Source organism: Kaistella yonginensis (assembly GCF_030409525.1).
GTDB lineage: Bacteria > Bacteroidota > Bacteroidia > Flavobacteriales > Weeksellaceae > Kaistella > Kaistella yonginensis.
Window position 1 is genome coordinate 1 of the sequence record NZ_JAUFQB010000004.1, and the last position, 23172, is coordinate 23172.

At 34.5% G+C, this 23172-nt stretch carries 24 protein-coding genes; 14 read left to right on the forward strand and 10 right to left on the reverse strand.

The features are described from left to right. Positions 1 to 100: 100 nt before the first annotated feature. Genes QWY78_RS01450 through QWY78_RS01460 form a run of 3 tightly spaced genes read right to left on the reverse strand, consistent with a single transcriptional unit; the run spans position 101 to position 1329 of the window. Entirely contained in the window at positions 101 to 313 is a 213-nt protein-coding gene (locus QWY78_RS01450; protein WP_290215890.1) for a hypothetical protein, read from the reverse strand. Next, positions 300 to 647, reverse strand: a complete 348-nt coding sequence (locus tag QWY78_RS01455; protein ID WP_290215891.1) for a hypothetical protein — start codon at positions 645 to 647, stop codon at positions 300 to 302. Before QWY78_RS01455 ends, QWY78_RS01450 begins: the two co-directional genes overlap by 14 nt. Then, entirely contained in the window at positions 637 to 1329 is a 693-nt protein-coding gene (locus QWY78_RS01460; protein WP_290215892.1) for an RNA polymerase subunit sigma, read from the reverse strand. Before QWY78_RS01460 ends, QWY78_RS01455 begins: the two co-directional genes overlap by 11 nt. Positions 1330 to 1493: 164 nt before the next feature. Between QWY78_RS01460 and QWY78_RS01465 the strand changes: the two genes are divergently transcribed. The 12 genes from QWY78_RS01465 to apaG all read left to right on the forward strand — a co-directional run bounded on the left by QWY78_RS01465 (position 1494) and on the right by apaG (position 14152). After that, entirely contained in the window at positions 1494 to 1670 is a 177-nt protein-coding gene (locus tag QWY78_RS01465; RefSeq protein WP_290215893.1) for a hypothetical protein, read from the forward strand. A gap of 269 nt (positions 1671 to 1939) precedes the next feature. Beyond that, positions 1940 to 2926, forward strand: a complete 987-nt coding sequence (locus QWY78_RS01470; RefSeq protein ID WP_290215894.1) for a CBASS oligonucleotide cyclase — start codon at positions 1940 to 1942, stop codon at positions 2924 to 2926. 8 nt (positions 2927 to 2934) lie between these two features. After that, positions 2935 to 3444: an HORMA-1 domain-containing protein gene (locus tag QWY78_RS01475; RefSeq protein WP_290215895.1), complete on the forward strand. Its 510-nt coding sequence runs from the start codon at positions 2935 to 2937 to the stop codon at positions 3442 to 3444. 2 nt (positions 3445 to 3446) lie between these two features. Next, positions 3447 to 4331, forward strand: a complete 885-nt coding sequence (locus QWY78_RS01480; RefSeq protein ID WP_290215896.1) for an AAA family ATPase — start codon at positions 3447 to 3449, stop codon at positions 4329 to 4331. Continuing rightward, complete coding sequence (locus tag QWY78_RS01485) at positions 4328 to 5149, forward strand: SMODS-associated NUDIX domain-containing protein (RefSeq protein ID WP_290215897.1); 822 nt, start codon at positions 4328 to 4330, stop codon at positions 5147 to 5149. The genes QWY78_RS01480 and QWY78_RS01485 overlap by 4 nt, the downstream gene beginning before the upstream one ends. Before the next feature lie 63 nt (positions 5150 to 5212). Next, positions 5213 to 5782, forward strand: a complete 570-nt coding sequence (locus QWY78_RS01490; RefSeq protein WP_290215898.1) for a hypothetical protein — start codon at positions 5213 to 5215, stop codon at positions 5780 to 5782. A gap of 2 nt (positions 5783 to 5784) precedes the next feature. After that, positions 5785 to 6372, forward strand: coding sequence for a hypothetical protein (locus QWY78_RS01495; protein ID WP_290215899.1), 588 nt, complete (start codon positions 5785 to 5787; stop codon positions 6370 to 6372). Between the two features lie 711 nt (positions 6373 to 7083). Beyond that, the gene (locus QWY78_RS01500) at positions 7084 to 8352 is read left to right on the forward strand and encodes a glucose-1-phosphate adenylyltransferase (RefSeq protein WP_290215900.1); all 1269 of its coding nucleotides are present in this window, start codon (positions 7084 to 7086) and stop codon (positions 8350 to 8352) included. A gap of 84 nt (positions 8353 to 8436) precedes the next feature. Beyond that, positions 8437 to 9474 carry an SRPBCC family protein gene (locus tag QWY78_RS01505; protein WP_290215901.1) on the forward strand — a complete coding sequence of 346 codons (1038 nt, stop codon included), beginning with the start codon at positions 8437 to 8439 and terminating at the stop codon, positions 9472 to 9474. 101 nt (positions 9475 to 9575) lie between these two features. Then, positions 9576 to 12383 (forward strand): 2-oxoglutarate dehydrogenase E1 component, encoded by a 2808-nt coding sequence (locus QWY78_RS01510; RefSeq protein WP_290215902.1) that lies wholly within the window; start codon positions 9576 to 9578, stop codon positions 12381 to 12383. Between the two features lie 71 nt (positions 12384 to 12454). Beyond that, positions 12455 to 13684: a 2-oxoglutarate dehydrogenase complex dihydrolipoyllysine-residue succinyltransferase gene (odhB, locus tag QWY78_RS01515; RefSeq protein WP_290215903.1), complete on the forward strand. Its 1230-nt coding sequence runs from the start codon at positions 12455 to 12457 to the stop codon at positions 13682 to 13684. Between the two features lie 81 nt (positions 13685 to 13765). Beyond that, complete coding sequence (apaG, locus tag QWY78_RS01520; protein WP_290215904.1) at positions 13766 to 14152, forward strand: Co2+/Mg2+ efflux facilitator ApaG/CorD; 387 nt, start codon at positions 13766 to 13768, stop codon at positions 14150 to 14152. A gap of 14 nt (positions 14153 to 14166) precedes the next feature. Here apaG and QWY78_RS01525 read toward each other — a convergent pair whose 3' ends face one another. From QWY78_RS01525 to QWY78_RS01550, 6 genes are all read right to left on the reverse strand, one after another. Further along, positions 14167 to 14724 (reverse strand): 3'-5' exonuclease, encoded by a 558-nt coding sequence (locus QWY78_RS01525; RefSeq protein WP_290215905.1) that lies wholly within the window; start codon positions 14722 to 14724, stop codon positions 14167 to 14169. A 482-nt stretch (positions 14725 to 15206) separates the two neighbouring features. Further along, positions 15207 to 15983, reverse strand: coding sequence for an alpha/beta hydrolase (locus QWY78_RS01530; protein ID WP_290215906.1), 777 nt, complete (start codon positions 15981 to 15983; stop codon positions 15207 to 15209). 10 nt (positions 15984 to 15993) lie between these two features. Beyond that, positions 15994 to 17274 (reverse strand): hemolysin family protein, encoded by a 1281-nt coding sequence (locus QWY78_RS01535; RefSeq protein ID WP_290215907.1) that lies wholly within the window; start codon positions 17272 to 17274, stop codon positions 15994 to 15996. A 53-nt stretch (positions 17275 to 17327) separates the two neighbouring features. After that, entirely contained in the window at positions 17328 to 18185 is an 858-nt protein-coding gene (locus QWY78_RS01540) for an alpha/beta hydrolase (RefSeq protein WP_290215908.1), read from the reverse strand. A 51-nt stretch (positions 18186 to 18236) separates the two neighbouring features. After that, entirely contained in the window at positions 18237 to 19199 is a 963-nt protein-coding gene (locus QWY78_RS01545; protein WP_290215909.1) for a glycosyltransferase family 2 protein, read from the reverse strand. Positions 19200 to 19236: 37 nt separating this feature from the next. After that, positions 19237 to 20112: a lysophospholipid acyltransferase family protein gene (locus QWY78_RS01550; RefSeq protein ID WP_290215910.1), complete on the reverse strand. Its 876-nt coding sequence runs from the start codon at positions 20110 to 20112 to the stop codon at positions 19237 to 19239. A 173-nt stretch (positions 20113 to 20285) separates the two neighbouring features. Here QWY78_RS01550 and QWY78_RS01555 point away from each other — a divergent pair, with 173 nt between their 5' ends. Continuing rightward, positions 20286 to 20789 carry a thioredoxin family protein gene (locus QWY78_RS01555; RefSeq protein WP_435389032.1) on the forward strand — a complete coding sequence of 168 codons (504 nt, stop codon included), beginning with the start codon at positions 20286 to 20288 and terminating at the stop codon, positions 20787 to 20789. 40 nt (positions 20790 to 20829) lie between these two features. On the opposite strand, the gene QWY78_RS01560 is transcribed toward QWY78_RS01555, so the two are convergent. Continuing rightward, a complete protein-coding gene (locus QWY78_RS01560; RefSeq protein WP_290215912.1) occupies positions 20830 to 22191 on the reverse strand; it encodes an aldehyde dehydrogenase in 1362 nt (453 codons plus the stop codon). A 130-nt stretch (positions 22192 to 22321) separates the two neighbouring features. Between QWY78_RS01560 and QWY78_RS01565 the strand changes: the two genes are divergently transcribed. Next, positions 22322 to 23128 carry an SDR family oxidoreductase gene (locus QWY78_RS01565; protein WP_290215913.1) on the forward strand — a complete coding sequence of 269 codons (807 nt, stop codon included), beginning with the start codon at positions 22322 to 22324 and terminating at the stop codon, positions 23126 to 23128. The last annotated feature ends 44 nt before the right edge of the window (positions 23129 to 23172 follow it).

Genomic DNA, 23172 nt, shown 5'->3' on the forward strand with positions numbered 1-23172 from the left:
TAAAATCACTTCCTTTACAATGATACAGTATCTGAATTTTTTCGTTTTTAAAAGAAGTATAAATAAAACAAAAATTAATTTATGCTAAATGCACAACAGGTTAATTATCTACATTTATATGAATATAAAATTCATCGTCATCATAAACGGTCATTCCATCAAAAGTTCCTTTTTCATAGTGATCATAAAATACTTCAATATCTTCAGATTCTGCAATAAGATGTAAAGGAATTATTTTTTCTGTATTGAAAAGCCCACTAATATTTCCAGCAAGTTTTTTAATTTTTGAAAAGGAAATATTATCTATCACCATTTTTCTTTTTCTGATTCTGCTTCATTTTATCAATCACACTTTGAGAAATACCACTTTGCCCTTTTCTTGCAACCATTTTCAAACTTTGTATTTCAAGACTTATGTTAGAATCAATAGATATAATTTTTGGTTCTTTTTCTAAGCAAAAAGAACCATCAATAATTGATTTGACATTAATGCTGGTGTTTTTCAGCTTAAAATCATAATCCTCGTAAAGCTTATTAAACCTCTCTATATGAATTTTAGTCTGAGGAAATACAAAACCTGTTGAGTGTAACCAATCATCAAGATTATTCTCTGTAACTTTTCCTATATATTTTTTATCAATTCCCATTGAAAGCTTTTAGATAGTTATTAATATGATCATTAGCTTCTTTCTTATAAACCTGAATTGAATTTTGAACTAAATTCAATTTCTCTCTGAGCTTCTTACCTACCGATCTTGGCAGGTTTTTCTTACCTGTATTTTCGTATGCTTTGTATGTAAGATAAATAATCTTATGTTTTTCAGATAAACCAAGCATAGCTCTCTCAATAATTTCTAATCTAATTTTTAAATCTTTTTTCTTTTGGATATCTTCATCTCCTATTGTTAACGTAATTAGTTCATCAATATTCTCGACAATAGATAAATCATCTTCTTCAGGTTCAGCACAAGTATCCAGATCTCCATATTTTATTATTTGAGTATATACTATCGGATAAAGCCACAATAAAATTGATCGATCAATATCATCAGGATACTTTGCTTTATCCTTAGTAAAAGAATGATATTTCCATACTCTTGCAAAAGCGCATGTTGCTATTTCAAGAGCAACGACCTCACTGTAATTAAATTTATTACAATATATCTCAGCTTTTTGCAAAATATCTCTTTCAAATCTACTGCAAAATTCAGTAAATGCTGACGTCGCTTCATCAGGATATTCTTCTTTAAATGAGATATAATCTATAAGTTCATCACTGGGTAATGTCTCAAAAATTATTTCATTGGTGTTTTTTTGTTCTACATTCATCTATATACCAAAAAGCATTACTAATGGAATTAGTATATGAGTGGATAAGCTCATATTTCCCAAAGTTATAAAAATCTTTCTAACGGAATTAGTATATGTATGAAGTTTGTTCAACTGCCAATTCCTTTATGGCTAATGTTAAAGGAAAAAAATGCTTAATAATTATGGCAACTAACAAACCGACCGGAGATGGTCACAGAAACGGAGCCGTTAAAGGGCGTTCACAAACTTACAATCCACAAAACGATTCGTGGATAAAACGTGATACGGCTACAGGCAGATTTATGGATGTAAAAACTTCCAGTAACACCCCTTTCAAAGGAATTACAAAAGAAAAGTAATTCCCTGATTTACTACAAGCATCACAGAATAATGCTTGTAGTAAATCAAATTTAAATATGAACGTGTAAATGAGAAGAAATAACAGGAATTTATTTTGAGTGCAAAATTTAAAAATGCTATTTATCTCCTTATGGATTTCCGTAATTCTTTATTTTAAAATAAGATTACATTTGGCTCAATTTACATCTAAATCAGACTTTAATGACAGTTTGTCATCACCCAATTCGTAGGCGAAGAGTTTGATGTAACAAACATAATAAACAGAAAAATGAAATTATCAGACAAAGATTTACAGTTTTTTATTAGCAAAATCAAATTACAGCCAGAAAATATGGGCAAGTATAGAGATCAGCTAAACAATCTAAAGGAAAAATTAAATAAAAAAATTGCTGAAGATGACAGGCATGGGCTAAAAGTTGAAAAATATATCATTGCCGGCTCTTGGAAAAAGCATACAATTTTAAAACCTACAGGAGACCATCCTATAGATATAGATCTTGTGCTTTTTGTTGCAGGTGACGAAGACATTCATAATGATATTGGGAAACTTTTTGATTTCATTGTAGAGTATTTAGAAGAGATATATCCGCAAAAAGATATTTCTAAAGATGTTGATGCGGCAGGAAATACAAAATCTGTAACCATATATTTTTCTGGTTCTGGATTAAGTGTTGATATAGTACCTGTAGTACCTTTGAGTTTACCAAAGGATTATGTATGGCAACCCAGCAGACATGGTAATGGTAAAAAATATATTACCAGTATTTCAAAACAATTAAGTTTTTCACTTAATAGAAGACAAGAGAATCCCGCTTACACTTCAATTGTAAGGGCTGTAAAGTGGTGGAGAAATTATAAAGAATTAAATCCCTCTGATGATGAGCCTGGATTGTCTTCTTTTGCGATAGAATTGATTGTTGCCCATCTTGATATTAATAAAGGAATTCAAACAAATGTTGAAGAAGGAATTATTCGTTTTTTTGAATTTATAAGTTCCTCCGAATTCCCGGAAATTGTATTTCAGGATTCCATTCGTAATGTGCCACCTAATTATGATTCACCAATCTATTTTGCAGACAATACAAATAAAGAAAATAATGTAGCAAAGAGGATGAATCAACCGAAGTGGAACGAAATTATTGAAGAAGCTGAAGAGGCTTTTGACACTTTGAACTTTGCTCAGGCGAGAAATAATGAAGGAGATACGGTACAGGAATGGAAAAGTGTCTTTGGTCCAGCTTTTAACATTAAATAAATTAAACTATGTACGGAACAAATACAAAAACAAATACTTACACAGTTCTTGATGTAAGAAAAACATTTGAAAGTTGCGAAACAGATATTAGAACTATAGCCAGACGTACCAATAAATGGACAATGGAATATGTGGATAAGGTTTTCCATGATGTGCTCAAATTTGCAGAAAAATATTATTTATATTCAGTAAGTATAACCTTAATTGATACCAACACTAGCTTACCTGTAAAAGCAGCTAAATTTATTGTAAATGATTTAGGTGATGCAACCGATAGCGAACGTGCCGGAAAAAATAATGATTGGCCAAATACTGATAATACTTCACTATCCATCATATTATCTCATACCCAGAAATGGCACAACCTAACTGCTGAAGAAAAAGCAAATTTTCAAAAAGATTTAAAAGTGAATTGGGGCAGTACAAATATTAATACTAATTTTCCACATTTACAGCAGTCAGACGCACAGCTATATGCAAGCAATGGATACGAACTACAAAAAAAGAACTTTAAATAAATATGAGTACAATTTTCGATAATATAACAGAACTGCCGAGCAGAGAAATAGCCGAAAGAGCTAAACATTTAATAGGTTTTGAAGACAAATATAATAGGATATTCTCAAACTTAAAACTATTGCTAGATCAGGAAGGTCTAGTTGAGTGGAGCAAGAAATTTCACAAATCTGAACTACCCGTAATTTCACAACTGAAAGAGAAGTATCCTTTAATTATATTGACAGGTGATGCGGGAACAGGTAAAACTGTTTCAGCTGAAGCCATTGCAGATAAAATGCTGAGAGATTTAAAAAAGGATGGGTTTTTTCTAAAGTTGAGTACAAGAGTGAGAGGTGAAGGTTTGCACGGTCAAATGGGAAATCTGGTAAATGATGCTTTTGCAGAACTGAAAAATCAAGCAGGTAAAAAGAGAATAGCATTTTTACTGATTGACGAAGCTGACGCAATTGCTTCAACCAGATCTACTATGCAGATGCATCAGGAAGAAAAAGCAGCTGTAAATACATTAATTCAAAAAATTGATGAAATTCGTGAACTAAATGGTCGGGCAATACTGTTCATGTCTACAAACAGATTGCATTTTCTTGATGAAGCTATAGTAAGAAGAGCTGCAATTATTTTGGAATTTGAACGTCCCACCTTTGAGGAAAGAGTGCTTCTTTTTAAAACCTCTCTTGATGGTGTTGAAATTACAGATAAGCAGTTTGAGGAATTAGCTAATTTGTCAGGCGAAGAATCTAATGAAGGGCTTGCATTTTCTTTTTCAGATATAAGATTAAGAATATTGCCGGAAGCTGTGGCTAAATGCTTTCCAGATAAAGCTCTAGATTTTGAAACTGTCGCCGAGACCATTAAAAAACTTAATCCAAGCCCCAAAATTGTATGAAAAAAGGACCTATCTTTCTACAAATAATTTTGTCTGTTATTCTAATCGTTGTTGGATACATTGAAAAAGGAAACTGGACAGAATCTAAATATTCCACCACTGGATATATCGCATTACTTACTTTCATTGTAACTTTTGTATATGAAAACTATAATAGACTTGGATTTTATTTCCAGTCACAGGTTTTGTTAAAAAATACTGATGTTCGTGTTTCTATTTCATATCTCTATAGAATAAAAGTTGAAAATGAATATTTGCTTGTTAAAAGTAGAACAAGAAAATATTTTCAACCTGTAGGAGGCTGTTATAAAACATTACCAGGCTGTGAAAAAAAATTCGAAGAATTAGATGTTAGACCTGACAGAAAATTTGAAACTGAAAAAGGAATAGCAAAAAATGATCTGCGTGTTCATGTAAAAGGTAAAAATCTAATTAAATTTCTTAAATGGTTCGATTCAAAAGAGGATCGTGAGATTTCGCCTTGGAGAGAATTTTGTGAAGAATTAATTGCGACAGAAATTTTAACATGGAGACCTTTTAGATACATCGACTACAAGTTTAAGAAAAAAATTCAATCACCTATAATTGATCTGGATATGGGAGGTAAAGGACTGTTCATTTATGAAGTTTTTGATTTAGTTATTAATGATGAACAAATGCCATTACTTATGGATTTAAAGACCAAATCCTCTGAAAATTATATATGGGTAACAGATGAAGTTATTCAAACATTAGGACATGAGACTGGTTCAAAATCTTTTCCATATGAAATTGGACCACATACAAAGTATGCACAAAACTTAAAATGGAGTAAATAAAAACATCACTAATTGATTTCGTGAACGGACGCACTTACTATTAAAGCCCAATCTAATGAAGCAATGTTACAAAGAACTGAATATCTAAATATTATAGAAGAAATAAGAAATACCGAAAAAAAATCTTTGGATGAATACATTATTTCGGTAATTGAGCCATTAAGAAATGAAAATCCCAACTTTATAGAAACTCTATATAAAGACATCAATTATTTAATAAACGATATTGATAAACCGCATGAAAATGATTTAAAAATCATTAATGGTGATTTTTCAATTGAAGATGGTGAGCTGGCATTAACAGGTTATCAATCGAGATTACATAATCTAGCATTCTGGCTTCACACAGAAATTATCAAAGGTTTTATAGAATCTAACCCCTCAAATGTGACTTTAAAAATAGAAGATTTTGAAATCAATTTTTTAAACAAACCAAATTATACTCCAGAATATAAGTCTAAATTAGATAAAATCAAGCAAAGTTTAAAAAAGGAAAGAAAGCAAAATCTTAACGAAAGGGAAAATCTGTGGGAAAAACTTTGGGATTTAGACAATTTGGAACTTAAACCTAATATTGCAGGTATTGGTTTTAATTTCAATAACTTTCTTAATAAATTTAACAAAAATAAATAACTATGAATTTAACATCAGCACAAAAGAAAATTAGATTGTATAGAAGATTAAATGAACAGGACTCTTCGTTTAGACATCGCGATTTTGATAATTATAACGAATTTTTCACAAATGAAAAGCTTAATCAATTTGAAGATATTCTTTTAGAATACCAAGAAAAAAAACTTTCAGATGTTCTCAACTCGGATAATGAATTTTATAAATTATATGCGGCTCATTATAAAGATAAATACCTTGCTACTAAAGTAGATTTGGGATATAAATTACATTTTGAGTTCAATCATGTTTTATTTTATGAACTACTCAATTACTTTAAAAGTGGAATAGAAAGTTTTCTTAATCTTCTTTCAGAAAGATTTAATATTTATTACGTAAAAAGTGAAAACTCCTATTACATTCCATTTCAAGCTTATCAGACTTTTTTTACAGAATTACAAGATGAAGAAATAAAAGAAGCGATAAGGTTTTTAGTAAGAACAGTAACCTATACGGTTGTTTCTGATAATGATCAATTTGAAACAAAAATTGATGTGAACTTAATTATAAAATATTTATCAAATCTTGATGAATATTATAATCATGAAATTTAATTACGGTTCTTTAAAAATTATAAAGTTGTATTTACATTGGACTCCATATGCGAAATACGAATTGAAAGACAGTTTAATTATAGTATAGTGCAGGATTTCAAAATTATATCAATGTTTAAAGGGGATTGGTCAAAATAAATCAACTTGATTATCTGCCAATTGTAACTTTTTTATTGAAAAAATGAATTGAATATTTGAAAATAATTAAAAATGGGCTATATTTGCACCAGTAAAAAACGACGCTCTCTAAATTGTTTATAAAAGTGACCTATTCAGTGACCTACTAAACAAGGAAACAGCATAAAGCTTATGGATAGGGCTTTTTTTCAAAAAGAACAAGTCCCGTCCGGATCGCAAATCTCTCAAATTTTTTGGGAGATTTTTTTGTGATGTGCTATTTCCTTTACCCATGATAGTCCGCGAGCTTAGACGTTTGCTACAAAGGATTTTCTACCGATAAAACTGAAATTCCTTTGATCTCCATTTATTCCTGAATACGATGAACCCAAAAGACTCAAAGAAGATTATATTAATTTTCTCTACTTTATTCATACTGGCATTAAGAATTTTTTGATCTTTATCGATTCTGTATCTTTTCCACCTTAAATTCAAATATGATATCATTTATCAGTCAATTTTATTTTGATTAGTACCAGAAAAATGGTAATATTGTTATACAACAAATTTTAGTAATCTAATAAAAAGAAATATATGAAACCCAGCGTAATATCAATTGTTCTAGGTGGAGGAAGAGGAACCAGACTGTCTCCTTTAACCAACACACGCTCGAAACCAGCGGTCCCAATTGCAGGGAAGTATCGGTTAGTGGATATTCCAATTTCAAATTGTCTTAATTCGGGATTCAATCGAATTCTCGTGCTGACCCAATTCAATTCAGCATCACTAAATTCTCATATTAAAAATTCTTTCCACTTTGATATTTTCAGCAAAGGTTTTGTGGATATCTTAGCCGCAGAACAAAATATAGAAAGCGATGCTTGGTATCAAGGTACGGCTGATGCGGTTAGGCAATCCATGAAGCATTTGGATAAATATGATTATGAGTATATATTAATTCTTTCCGGTGATCAACTGTATCAAATGGATTTTCGTGAAATGATCGATTTTCATTGCCGAAATAAAGCCGATATTACCATTGCAACCATTCCGGTGAATGCCCACGATGCTACAGGCTTTGGGATTTTGAAATCTGATGAAGAAGGAAATATAACCTCCTTCATTGAAAAACCGTCGGGAGATGCTTTAAATGATTGGAAATCTGAAGTTTCTGAAAAAAACAAAGCCGATGGTAAAGAATATCTTGCCTCCATGGGAATATATGTTTTCAATAAAAATGGATTGAAAAAAATGTTTGATGAGGATCCAGGGGACGATTTCGGTGGTGAGCTTATTCCAAATGGGATTGGGAAATATAAAACCTTGAGCTTTCAATATGATGGCTACTGGACTGATATAGGAACCATACAATCTTTCTTTGATGCGAATTTAGATTTAACGAAGGATTTTCCGAAATTCAATTTATTCAGCAAATCGCCCATTTATACCAGAGCAAGAATGCTCCCGCCGTCTAAAATACTTGGGTCCTATGTAAGCAAAGCCGTTTTCGGTGATGGCTGTATTGTAATGGCAGATAAAATAGAAAATTCAATAGTGGGGAATCGCAGTCGTGTTGACCGCGGAAGTACCTTAATGAATTCCTACATGATGGGTGCCGATTTTTATCAGGAAACCAAAGAAATTGTATCCAATGATAACCAAGGAATTCCCAATTTGGGAGTCGGAAAATATTGCTATATCGAACGGGCAATTCTCGATAAAAACTGTAGAATCGGTGACAATGTCAGAATCATTGGCGGAAAACATTTAGCGGATGGAGATTTTGAAACCTATTCTATTAAAGATGGAATTATCGTTGTTAAAAAAAATGCAGTCATTAAACCAGGAACACAAATCCCGTAAACAACTTTCATCCAAAATAAAGCAACACGGTCGTATTTTTATTGCCGTGTTTTTTTTGCGCACCTTTTTCCGTATTTTTGCCCCATGCGTTGGATAAAATTTGGAATTTTTATGGTTTTGTTTTTCGGAGCGGTTTATGCCGTTTCAATGACATTTGTTGATGAGAATAAAAATTTCACGATCGAAAAAGAGATTGATTATCCCATTGATAAAGTATTCCCGCAATTTAATAACTTACAGAATTTTACCAGATGGAACTCTTTTTTTTCAGATAATAAAGACTTAAGCGTTCAATATTTCACACCCTATGAAGGAAGAGGCAGTGCATTAAGCTTTCACGATCAAAAGGATGATGATGTTTTTGGTGATGTTTTTATTCGATATGAAAATCCTGAACGAACGTTGAAGTATCAATTATTCGAAGGCCGGAAAAGTACGCCATACTCGATCGACCTGAAATTTATTGCCCAAAATAATAAAACCAAAATCATTTGGTTTGTTCACACCCCAAAACAACCATTTTTAAAACGATCTTTAAATTTAATATCTGAAGACTTTTGGGTTGATAATATTGATAAAAGCATGAAAAACCTTTATCATCTTCTAGGTAATAAAGTTGATCGAGAAATGCAGCACGAAAGTTTAAAATTCGACTCCCTAATTGTAGAGCAACAAGACACTCAATTGCTGCTAGGCATAAACGTTACGACCAAAAATGTAAAAGATGCCCTTTTTAAAAACATTGTCATTAATCATAATAAAGCAACAAACTATGTGAAAATGGATTTAGGCAAAAGAGATGATGAATATGGTGAGCCTATTTTAATTACGGATGCAGATAGTTTTAAGGATAAAGAGGTTTCTTATTTTTATGGAATTCCGCTTTCTAAAAAAGAGGGGATAACCGACAATAATTTTAGTTTTAGAACCATAAATGGTGCAAAATACTACGTGATTTTCTATCAAGGAAGTTATGCAGGTCGGGTGCAAGCAATTCAGCAACTCTTAACAAAAGCAAAACGTGACACCATGCGAATTGGTGATTTGCAACAGACTTTCTTAGAAGAGCCAACCACTGATACTAACACCGTTATGAAATTATCTTTGCCGGTTTACAAATAATTTGTAGTAATCGTCTTTTTAACCATTTTTTGGCTTTACTACGTCACTTATTTTTGTTAAATTTGGTCTTTAAATAAAAATAAACAGTTAATTTGTAAATAATGGACAAATTTTCATTCCTAAACGCTGCACATTCGCAGTTAATAGAAGACTTATACCAACAATATTTAAAGTTCCCCGACTCGGTAGAACCTTCCTGGAAAGCATTTTTTCAGGGGTTTGATTTTGCTTTAGAAGGATATGGTGATGATTTTGGGAGTAATTCTGAATCAACAAAAGTTTCTACTCCAGTACAGCTGGCAAATCAAGCCTCCGCAAATGGTCAGATTCCAGAGGATATACAAAAAGAATTTCAAGTTCTAAATTTGATTGAAGCCTACAGACATCGTGGTCATCTTTTTACCAACACCAATCCGGTGAGACAAAGAAGAAATTACGAACCGTCTTTGGAAATAGAAAATTTTGGATTAACCAGAGCTGATCTTTCCCGAAAATTTAATTCGGCCACCACCACTGGTTTAGCTTCAGCGGTTACTTTGCAGGAACTTATTAATCATCTCGACAAAATTTATTGCAAATCGATTGGGGTGGAATATATGCATATTAATAATGTGGCAGAGCGCACTTTCATCAGAGAGTGGCTGCAAGTTAATGAAAATCATCCGCAGTTAAACGCCGATGAAAAAATTGAAATTTTAGAGAAACTCAATCAAGCGGTAGCTTTTGAAAACTATCTCCATACTAAATTTGTAGGGCAAAAAAGATTTTCATTGGAAGGAGGAGAGTCGCTGATCCCAGCCTTAGATCAATTAATAACCCGTTCCTCCCAATTAGGAGTAGATGAAGTTGTTTTGGGAATGGCCCACCGAGGACGTTTAAACGTATTAACCAATATATTCGGTAAGTCGTACAAGCAGATTTTCTCGGAATTTGAAGGTAAAGAGTTTGAAGAAGATGTGTTTTCTGGGGATGTGAAATATCATTTAGGATCATCTAAAAAAATAAAAACGCAAAATGGACAAGAGGTTTCAATCAATCTAACTCCTAATCCCTCACACTTAGAAACTGTTGCAGCTCTGGTAGAAGGTATTTGTCGTGCAAAAGTAGATGATACCTACAAAGATTACAAGAAAGTGTTACCAATCATTATTCATGGTGATGGTGCGATTGCAGCACAGGGTATCGTGTATGAAGTTGCCCAAATGATGACGCTGGAAGGCTACACCACTGGTGGAACCGTACATATTGTAGTGAACAATCAAGTTTCCTTTACCACCAATTTCTTAGATGCCCGTTCTTCCAATTATTGTACAGACGTTGCAAAAGTGACAGAATCTCCTGTAATGCATGTGAATGCTGACGATGTTGAAGCGGTGGTGCATGCCATTCGTTTTGCTGCTGATTTCCGCGCAAAATTTGGAAAAGATGTTTATATCGATCTTTTAGGCTATAGAAAATACGGACATAATGAAGGCGATGAACCTAGGTTTACACAACCAAACCTGTATAAATTAATTTCGAAACACCCCAACCCGAGAGAGATTTATAAAGAACAATTAATTAAGGAAGGGATGCTTCCTGATGAAGTCTTGAAAAATATGGAGACTTCTTTCAAAAAACTTTTGGATGCAGATTTTGACGCATCAAAAGAAATTGAAAAAAATACCATGGATCTTTTTATGGCAGATGCTTGGAAAGATTTACCGATGTCTACAAAAGGAGAAGTTTATCAGGCAGTCGATACCAAGTTTGATGCAACGCAGTTGAAGGAATTGGCTCTTAAAATGTCGACCTTGCCCAAGGATAAAAAATTCATTACTAAGGTAACCCGACTTTTTGAAAACAGAATTAAGGCGATTGAAGGAGATACACTAGATTGGGCACTAGGTGAATGGTTGGCTTATGCAACTTTACTTACCGAAGGTCACAATGTGAGAATATCTGGTGAAGATGTAGAACGTGGAACATTCTCTCACCGGCACGCACTCGTAAAAACCGAAGATAGTGAAGAAGAGTACATCCCCTTAAGACATGTTTCAGAAAACAGGTTTGATATTTACAACTCCCATCTATCAGAATATGGAGTTTTAGGTTTTGATTATGGTTACGCCATGGCCTCGCCAAACACCTTAACGATTTGGGAAGCTCAGTTTGGTGATTTTGTTAATGGTGCTCAAATCGTTATCGATCAATATTTGGTTGCAGCAGAAGAGAAGTGGAAAATTCAAGCAGGCTTAGTAATGCTTCTTCCACATGGTTTTGAAGGACAGGGCGCCGAACATTCTTCAGCAAGATTAGAACGATTTTTAGGGCTTTGTGCCAATGAAAATATGGTTGTTGCCAATGCCACAACACCCGCAAATTATTTTCATTTACTGCGAAGACAAATGAAATGGAACTTCAGAAAACCTTTGGTCGTAATGACGCCAAAATCATTATTGCGCCATCCAAAAGTAATTTCTACCATTGAAGAATTAGCGACAGGAGAGTTCCAGCCAATCATCGATGATGTAACAGCAACACCAGATAAAATTGATAAATTAGTTCTTTGTTCAGGTAAAATCTATTACGAACTTTTGGCTAAAAAAGAAGAGCTGAATTGCGAAAATATAGCCTTGGTTAGAATGGAACAACTGTATCCGCTACAACAAAATAAGATCGATGAGATTTTCGCGAAATATGGCAAGAGAAAACAATTGCTTTGGGTACAAGAAGAACCAGAGAATATGGGAGCTTGGGGGTATATTTTAAGAAATTTCCGCGATACAGGAATTCAGGTTATTGCTGCTGTGCCAAGTGGTTCACCAGCACCCGGAAGCCATAAAATGTTTGAAAAAAATCAGAATAGTGTAATTAATCGCGTATTTGATCGAAATGATGCACCGACGAAAAGACCGGTAACCGCATAATTTTAATTCAATAATTTTACTCAAAATAAAGTTTTTAATCGATTTAAAACAAAAAATAAAAAATATATCCGATGTCTATATTAGAAATGAAAGTCCCATCGCCGGGAGAATCCATCACCGAAGTTGAAATCGCAACGTGGTTAGTAAAAGACGGCGATTATGTAGAAAAAGATCAACCTATCGCAGAAGTAGATTCTGATAAAGCAACGCTTGAATTACCAGCAGAAGAAAGTGGGGTAATTACCCTGAAAGCTGAAGAAGGTGAGGTAGTAGAAGTAGGTCAGGTGGTTTGCCTGATTGACACCGCTGCAGCGAAACCAGAAGGCTCTGTGCCTGCAAAAACAGAGGCTAAAGCAGCGGAACCTGCGAAACCAGAAGCTCCAAAAATAGAAGCTAAACCTGCTGCAACGTATGCCACCGGAACACCATCACCAGCAGCTAAGAAAATTTTAGACGAAAAAGGTGTTGATGCTTCACAAGTAAGTGGCTCTGGGAAAGATGGTAGAATTACCAAACAAGATGCTGAGGTAGCTTCTGTTCCAGCCATGGGAGCCACAAGTTCTGCTACCAGCGGATCTAGAGGATCAAGCACCACCAAGCTATCCATGCTTCGTAGAAAAATTGCCGCAAGGTTGGTTTCTGTGAAAAACGAAACCGCGATGTTGACGACCTTCAATGAAGTTGATATGTCGGAAATTTTTAGAATCAGAAAGCTCTATAAAGAAGAGTTTACTCAAAAACACGGAATTGGTTTGGGATTCATGTCTTTCTTTACCAAAGCAGTAACCAGAGCACTTCAAATGTATCCTGATGTTAATGCTTCAATCGATGGCGATTTCAAAGTAAGTTACGATTTCTGTGATATTTCCATCGCGGTTTCTGGACCGAAAGGTTTGATGGTTCCAGTGTTGAGAAATGCAGAAAACATGAGTTTCAGAGGCGTAGAAGCTAATATTAAATCCCTTGCTGAAAAAGTGAGAGACGGTGATATTTCTGTTGATGAAATGACGGGAGGTACTTTTACCATTACTAATGGTGGAACTTTCGGCTCCATGATGTCTACTCCAATTATTAACCCACCACAATCAGCGATTTTAGGAATGCACAATATTCTACAAAGACCGATGGCGATTGATGGACAGGTTGTAATTCGCCCAATGATGTACGTGGCATTATCATACGACCACCGAATTATCGATGGTAAAGAATCTGTAGGATTCTTAGTTGCCGTAAAAGAAGCGATCGATAATCCGGTTGAATTCTTACTTGGAGGTGACGAAAGAAGAGGATTGGAACTTTAATTAAAGAAAAATTTTCACAAATTATACAAGTCCCGTCTACAAAGGCGGGATTTTTGTATGAACTGATTTAAATTTCCCATCATGTATTCAACGACTACTTTCGATATTAAAGTTTCTGTGATTCCCCAGTACGATACAAAAAACAGTTTTCCTGCAGAGAACCGCTTTGTATTTCGGTACAATATCAGTATAGAAAATTTAGGGCGCGAGGCCATCAAACTCTTGAGCAGAAAATGGTTGATTTTTGATTTAGGATTCGGCTTTACCGAAGTCGCCGGAGAAGGGGTGATTGGATTAACACCAACGATTGAACCAGGCGAGAATTTCACCTATTTTTCGAACGTAATGCTGCGTTCCGGTGTTGGGAATATGTCGGGAAAGTATTATTGCAAAAATATTTTATCCAATGAAACTTTAGAAATAGAGGTTCCAAAGTTTAACTTAGTGGCTGAAGTCCTGAGTAATTAAAGGTAAGTTCGTATCTAAAGTGTTTTCATATTTTTTTTCATGTATTCATTAACTTCATCATCTCTAGTCAGCATCAGTTGATTAAAAGCCAATAAAGAAATCTTCGCACAAACCTCGGCATCAGCACCTGCACGGTGATGATTAAAATGAATGTTGTGTTGCTCTGCCAAGCTTTTCAATCCGTACTTCGGTAAACCTTTCCACGATTTTTTGGCAATCGAAATACTGCATAAATAATTCAGTTTGGGTTTAAAAAAACCATAGTAATCCAGACAACTTCTCAACACACCAGCATCAAAACCGGCATTGTGTGCAATCATTAAATTTCCATACATTAAATCCTGCGCTTCATGCCATATTTCATCGAAGGTCGGTGCATCGCTCACTTCATTGGGAGTAATACCATGAACATCAATATTTCTGGGGTGAAAATAAGGATAACTTGGTGGTTTGATGAGCCACGTCTTAGTAGAAACAATTTCGCCATTTTCAACCACGCAAATTCCCATCTCACAGGCAGAGTGTCGCTCGTGTGTGGCGGTTTCAAAATCGATGGCGCAAAAATTAAGCATTGTTTAGTAATTTTTTTGAATTAGAATAACTGAATAATAAAGTAGACAATATAATTAAGACAACTCCACTGAAAATGACTTCTAAATAAATATTATCTAGAAATGTAAAGGGTTCAATAAAAAGAAATTTTACGATGTTCCAAAATTCTTGGCCAAAGAAAATAATAAGGACCATTGAAGGAATAAAGATCAGAAAAGTTTCTCTTTTACTTTTGCTGAAAAACAATAGCAATAAAAATATGATTATAGTGATGCAGTAGGAGACTATTGTATTAAAGAAGATAAAATCAGAAATAATCATACCTGGAACACGGTTAGGGTAAAGAACTTGAACTTCTGCTATTGTAACTTGCAAGGAGCTTCCGTTGTTTAGAACTTTAAGAAGATCAATATTTCGTAAGCTTAATAATAATTTTAAACCATTCAGTAGAAAAAAATACGCGATTAACTGTTGAAGAAACACTTTGCTATTAAATTCCCATTTACTCATCAGCGTTTAATATTTTTTTAATTTCGGTTACAAATTTCTCAAAATTAATCAGGTCATCATGTCCGGCATTTGGAATTTCAATAAATTTCTTTTTTATTTTCGGTTGCGATTTTTTGAAAGTTTCAAATAATTTTTTACCTGATTTTAAAGGAACTATATTGTCTTTTGTCCCATGAAAATGATAGAGTGGTGCTTGCACTTTTATAATATTTTCATTGGATAAAAAATGATAGGTCATAGTCGGAGAAACACGATCTGTTACTTGTTTGGGCAACCATCGGTTCACAATATCCTGTAAATTAAAGAATGCTGCTTCTAAAATGACCGCTTTTGGCTGATTTTCTGCTGCCACTTTAACCGCAAAAGAACCGCCCAAACTTCTTCCATATACGATTATATTCTCTTCTCCATAATGCTCTTTTGCAAACTCATAGAAAAACTGCGCATCGGAATAAAGATAATCTTCATTTCTGGGACCTGAACTTTTTCCGTAACCACGATAATCCATCACCAAAACATCGTACCCAAAGGTGGTATATTCTGTGGCGATTTTCCCCCAACGATGTAGATTATCTGCATTTCCATGGAAGTAGACAATGACGCCTTTCGGGTTTTTTATTTTAAAATGAAGTACATTTATTTTTCCGTCAAAAGGAGTTTCCCAAAAATATTCTTCGAAATTATTTTTAAAATCAAATTCATGATTTTCTGGCAAAACGACTGGTAAAAAAACCACTTTTTCTTGAAAATATTGAAGAAGCTTTCCCATATTTTTTAGTTTAAGAGATTCTTCTGGTAATTAATATTTTATCTACCCGCTGCCGGTCTTTGTCGATAATTTCAAGCTCCAGGTCTTCAATTGTTATCGTATCACCCACTTCCGTAGAGCCATGATGTGCATTGAGGAAAAAACCAACCAACGTGGTATAATTGTCTTTATTATCAAATTCATAATCCAGATCAAAGTATTTGATGAATTCTACAATGGGAAACTGGGCATCTGCCAACCATGAGTGCTCACTTCGTTGTGTAATTCGGTAATCAAAATTATCGCTGGTCGCTGTATTTCCTACAAGCGCATCTAATACGTCGTGCATGGTTACGATCCCTACGGTATTTCCATATTCATCGATAACAATCCCATAATGGTTTTTTTCTTTTTTAAAAATTTCCAGCACTTTATAGGCGTAATAATTTTCATTAAGAAAAACAGGCTGCTTTAAATGGTTTTTCAGATTAAAATTTTCTGGATCAGCGATCGGAAAGAGATCTTTCATGCTCACAATTCCGATAATGTGATCTAAATTATTTCCATCGGTCACTGGATAGGCATTGTGCTTCTCGTCTTTGATTTTCTGTAAAATACTTTCCAAATTTTCACTCACGTTAAAAAAAGTTACCGAGGTTCGGTGGGTCAAAAGTGTATTGATTTTCCGGTCACCCAGCTCAAAAACCCTTTCCACAATATTATGCTCAATTTGTTCAATTTGTCCTTCCAGCGCACTTTCCCTAACGATGGATTTTATTTCCTCCTCGGTAATAATGCTGTCTGAGGTGCTTTTTATTCCAAATAACTTTAGCAATAAATTATTGGAAGTGGTTAATAATAAAACAAAAGGCGAGGTAACTTTAGACAAAATGTCCATCGGTTTTGCGAGCAAAGTAATAATTCGCTCCGGGAAAGTCATTGCGATTCTTTTCGGTAACAATTCCCCTAACAAAATGGATAAATACGTGATGAAAATTACAATTCCGATGGTCGCCAATGGCTTAGAATAGGGTGTAATAACTGCGAATTGATCCAGAAAACTTTTAAAATCATTGGTGAGGTTTTCACCGGAATATACCCCAAGCAAAATCCCAATCAAAGTAATCCCGATTTGGACCGTTGATAAAAATTTAGTGGGGTTTTCTGAAAGTTCAAGTGCTTTTTTTGCGCCTCTACTGCCTTTTCGACCCGCATTTTCTAGTTTGAATTTTCGGGAGGAGACGAGTGACATTTCCGACATGGAAAAAATTCCGTTGAGTAAAACGAGTAAAATGATGATCAATAATTCCATTCAAATCTTTTAAGGACTACAAAGATAATTTTTTTGATCATAGAATTCAGCTTTTACTTCCGATGGGAATACCCTAAACTTGTTTTTTCTGCGTCAATGAAAACCTTTCGCTCTTCAAAAATCTCTTCCATTGCGCGATGGTATTCCTCAAATTGATGAATATCGATATGGCCAGCTCTTAAAATCACATACAATCGGGTAAGTTCTGGATTTATTTCCGACAGATCAATCGCGGTCTTGATCGGCACAAGTCGGTCTTCACTGCCATGAATGATTTTAATCGGACAACGCACATTTTTTAAATATTGAAAAGTTGGAATATTGTACCGCAAGAATGGTTTGGCGGGCATAAAAGGTAAATAACGCTGAATCGTTCGTAGTAATGAATACAGTGGCGAGGTTAAAATTAACAAACGCGGATTATTTTTAGAGGCAAGTCGCGCCGCAAATCCTGACCCAAGTGACCTCCCGTAAACCGTGATTTTATCTTCACTAAATTCTTTTTTTACAATATTGTAAATAAATTGAGAATCTCTTTTCATGGCTTCTACGGTTCTTTTTCCCGTACTTTTCCCAAATCCACGGTAATCCATCATCACCACTTCATAGCCTAATCGTGTAAAGTCGATCGCAAATTTCCCCCAACCTTTAATACTTTTTGTATTTCCTTTTAAATAGATCACCACCCCTTTTGGGTCATCCACCTGAAAATGAAGATAACTGATATTGGCTCCTTTTTCAGTTTCCACATATTTTTCCTCTGCTTTTAGATGCTCATAGGCGAATTTGAAATCTGCCGGTAGTTTTTCGGGTTGAAAGAAAAATTTATGTTGAAAAAAATAAATTAAAATCCCAAGAAAGAGGAGCGAAACCACGATGATTGCAATGATGAAGTAGATATTGATATTCATAGCATAAATTTAGATAAATTTAGTCATCGTGGTTGAATATAGAAGGATAACTTACAGAAAGTTTTTAAAAACCAGCCATTTCGCTTCGTAGAACTTTTTAATCTGATTTTTTTGCCGAAGTTTAAACGTTTTTGGAATTTGCTCATAAAAAGAAAAATGGGCACGAATGACCGCCCAAAAATGAGACCTGCCGTGTTTGTATCCAAAATAAATTCCTGCAAATCCATCGAGGATTAACCGAAAAGGAATCAACCAAACTAAGGTAGAAAAAGGTGCATTTTTTAAAAGCATCGAAAAATTATTTCGGATATTTAAGAATGTCTTTTGTGGACTTTGTTTATTTAATGTTCCGCCGCCCACATGATAAACCGCAGATTTTCCGGTATAAAATATTTTCTTTTCTGAGTTTTTTAAACGCCAGCATAAATCGATCTCTTCTTGATGGGCAAAGAATCGTGCATCAAAGCCATTTTGGGCCCAAAAATCCTGAGAACGGATAAAGAAACAACATCCTGAGGCCCATAAAATTTCGATTTCATCATCATATTGACCCTTATCTTCTTCGATGTTTTCAAAAATTCTTCCGCGGCAATACGGATAACCAAGATTATCAAGAAAACCACCTGCAGCTCCCGCAAACTCAAAATGCGTTCTTTTATTAAAATCAAGAATTTTAGGCTGAACAGCACTAATGTTTTTGTCACGCTGAAAAATAGCAAGAATGGGTCTGATCCAGTGAGCAGTCACTTCAACATCAGAATTTAAGAGACAGTAAAACTCGTGTTGAACTTTTTTTAAACCTTCATTGTAACCGCCTGCGAATCCGTAATTTTTAGTATTAACAATGATTTTAACCATTGGAAAATTTTCCTTTAGAAATGAAATAGAATCATCAGAAGAAGCATTGTCTATGACGTAAATAAGTGCATCTTCAGAATGTTCAATAACGTTGGGTAGAAATTTTTCTAACCAGTTTTTTCCATTCCAATTAAGTATGACGATTGCTAAATCCAATAGTAATTTGCTAAATAAGGTAAGAATATTTACGAATCTAAGTGCCCATAACTTTGATGGCGTTTTGATATTTCCATCTTCTGTGCGACCAAAGATAATTGTCTGGTCTTTTATTAATGGTATTTTCTAACCGTTGATGAAATTTTTTAACAACTTCATGTTCTACAAATTTTTCACCATCCGGAAGAATACGATAATAATTTACCTGATAAAAACCTCGCTTTACTTTTTTCATATCGCAGTAAATAAAGGCCAAATCCATTCTGGTCGAAAGCTTATCGTAACCTACAAAAACGGGTGTTTTCTGGTTCAAAAAATTTAAACCGTAAGTCACTTCTGAAACATGTGGCGTTTGGTCTGCAACAAATAAATAAATAGAATTACCATCGTTCGGATTTCTGAAAATGTGGCGTACCACTTCTTTCGCTTCTAAGGGTTGATTGCCGAATCGGGTTCTGAGTTCTTTTATCTTCTGCTCCCAAAAACCACTTTGAACCTTGCGATAAACTGGGAAACTCTTGTCCTGTGGCACTGCCATTGCTAAGGCATTAAACCATTCCCAGTTAAAAACATGTCCGGCCAAGAGAATAATGTTTTTCTTTTCATCATAGGCTTCCTGAAAAACATTTTGGTTAATATGCTGAACACGAACCCGCAATTCAGTAGAGGATACCGTAAATGATCGAAAAGTCTCGACGATATAATCGCAAAAATTAAGATAGAATTTTTTTTCAATTTTTCTGAGTTCCTCAGGAGATTTTTCAGGAAAAGAATTTTGAAGGTTTTCACGAACCACATTTTTTCGGTAGCCTACAAGATGATAGATGACAAAAAATATGAAATCTGAAAATAGATACAAAATCCGCAGCGGCAGTTTTGTAAAAAGCAGTAAGATTTTGAATATAAAGTTCATAAATTAGGTGCAAATTTAGTGATAATTAAGTTTATGGTTCATTCTATTTTTATTAATTTGCAAACGATAAATAGATCCCTTAAAAAATGAAAAAAACAATCCTAAGAATATTTGCTGTTTCAGCTTTGTTGATTACCAATTTGGCTTGTTCCCAGAAAACGGAAAGCAGCACTATGAAATCAACACAAACAAAGAAGTCGAGTGCAGTTGAAGCAGACAGTATTGCGATTATAGAAGCAAAGAAAAAAGTGGCTGCAGAAGAGAAAGCTAAACTTCCGAAACCTTATAATGATAAGGAAAATGCAGAAGCGAAAATTGCTGAATTGGTAAAACAGGCACAACTGGAAAATAAAAATATTATCCTACAAGCTGGTGGAAACTGGTGTATTTGGTGTTTGAGATTTAATCAGTTTGTGCAAACCACTCCGGAACTTAAAAATATAGTGGATGAAAATTATCTGTATTATCATTTGAATTATTCTCCTGAAAATAAAAATGAAAAAGTATTTACGAAGTATGACAATCCTGGAGCAAAATTCGGTTATCCCGTTTTCATTATTTTAGATAAAAACGGTAAAATGATTCATACCCAAGACAGCGCAGTTTTGGAGGAAGGAAAAGGCTACAGTATCGACAAGGTTAAAGCGTTTTTCCAGAAATGGGCGCCTAAATCTTAAAGCAAAAGTCTCGTCAGTTAACTGATGAGATTTTGTTTTTTTATAAGAGTTTTTTAATCCAATGCAATTTTTTGTCGGAATAAGGCGGATATTTTAAATCAGGTTCGCCCCAAGTTACGCGACTGAGAATGGCTTTCTGATGAGAAAAAGCATCGAAACCAAATTTTCCATGATAATTCCCAATTCCAGAAGTACCAACGCCGCCGAATGGAAGATTGTCATTGCTTAAATGCATCACCACATCATTAATACAACCGCCACCAAAAGATATTTTCGAAATAAAATGTTCTTTTTCTTCCGAATCATTTGTAAATAAATACGCAGATAAGGGTTTCTCTCCTTTTGCGATTTGAAGCAATGCTTCATTGAAGTTTTTAAAAGTTAAAACCGGTAAGATTGGTCCAAAAATTTCTTCTTGCATCACCGCGTCAGCCCACGTCACCTTATGCAGGAGTGTAGGCTCAATATATTTTGATGATGCATCGCTTTTTCCACCATAGAAGACTTTTTCTTGATCAATTAATTTTAGCAACCGATCAAAATTTCGATCATTGATGATTCTTGTGTAATGTGCTGCATCTGGCTGATAATTAAATTTCTCAATATAAGATTTCAACGTATCCAGGAAGCTATCCTTCACTTTCTCATCAACCAGAATGTAATCGGGGGCCACACAAGTTTGACCGGCATTCAGGAACTTTCCCCAAACAATTCGCTTAGCAGCAACTTCAAAATTTGCACTGGAGGTTACAACGGCCGGGCTTTTTCCTCCTAATTCCAAGGTTACCGGCGTTAAATGCTTTGCTGCTGCTTCGTAAACGATCTGCCCAACTTTCGGACTTCCGGTGAAAAAAATCTTATCGAACTTTAGTTTTAATATTTCAGTGATCTCTTCTACACCACCTTCTGCAACAAACAAATATTCTTTGGGAAAGTTTTCATTAATAATTTTGGCCATTGCTTTCATTGTGTTTTCTGCAACTTCACTTGGTTTTAAAATACACGTATTTCCAGCAGCTATAGCAGCAATTACCGGCGAAAGCGAAAGCTGATACGGATAATTCCATGCGCCGATGACTAGCGTACATCCCAACGGTTCGGGATGGATTTTGCTGGAGCCCAATTGATTGGCGAGATTGGTGCGCACTCGTTTTGGTTTTGCTAAAGAATGTAAGTTTTTAAGGTAATAATCGATGTCTTTTAAAACAAAAGAAATTTCGGTCGTGTAGGTATCAAATTTTGATTTTCCGAAATCCCGGTAAATGGCTTCGTATAATATATCCTCATTTTTAATAATGACTTCTTTAAATTTTTCCAAATAGATTTTTCGGAATTTCAGATTTTTAGTTTTCTGACTAGTGAAAAATTCTTGTTGTCGTGTTAAAATATCGTGAAAATTCATCGCTTTTATTTATTAATTAATCGTAGTTTAGATTTTTGTTAGGGGCAATTTCGTTGAACCTCGTGGTTAGCGTTATTTATAACAACTATCAATCCAAACAAATTTACCGTAAAAAAATAAATCATTAGCAATGGATTTCAAAAATAAAATAGTTCTTATTACGGGCGGTTGTTCCGGAATAGGAAAAATCATGAGCCGCAAATCTCTGGAAAGAGGTTGTTCACAATTAATTATTTGGGATATAAACGAAGAAGGTTTAGCACGAACCAAATCAGAATTCTCCACATTGGGTGGTGAGGTACTTACTTATAAAGTTGATGTGTCTGATCTTGATGAAATTAAAATTAATGCGCAACGCGTAAAAACTGAAGTGGGTTCCGTTGACATTCTAATCAATAATGCTGGTATTGTAGTAGGAAAATATTTTCATGAACACACCCATGAACAGATTGAAAAAAGTATGTCGATTAATACAACTGCTGTAATGCACACCACTTTGGAATTTTTACCTGGAATGATCGCTAAAAATTCCGGTGCTATTTGTAATATTGCTTCCTCGGCAGGCCTAATTTCTAATCCGAAAATGTCGGTGTATGCTTCATCAAAATGGGCAGTAGTTGGTTGGGGCGACAGCGTTCGTTTGGAAATGAATCAGTTAAAGAAAAATATTTCTGTTACGACCATCATGCCCTTCTTTATCAATACCGGAATGTTTGATGGCGTGAAGTCGAAAGTACTGCCAATTTTAGAACCTGAAAGAACTTCAGAACGAATTATTAAAGCAATCGAAAAGGAAACCAAAATGTTTGCTTTGCCTCTTCCTTATTGGTTTATCCGACTTTCGCAAGGATTACTTCCAATCCCAGCATTTGATTGGGTGATGCAAAATGTGTTTGGAGTTTATGACACCATGAAAGAGTTTACCGGACGAAAATAAATTTTTTGCCTGAAATAATTTCCTTAAATTTGTGCGAGTAAAAA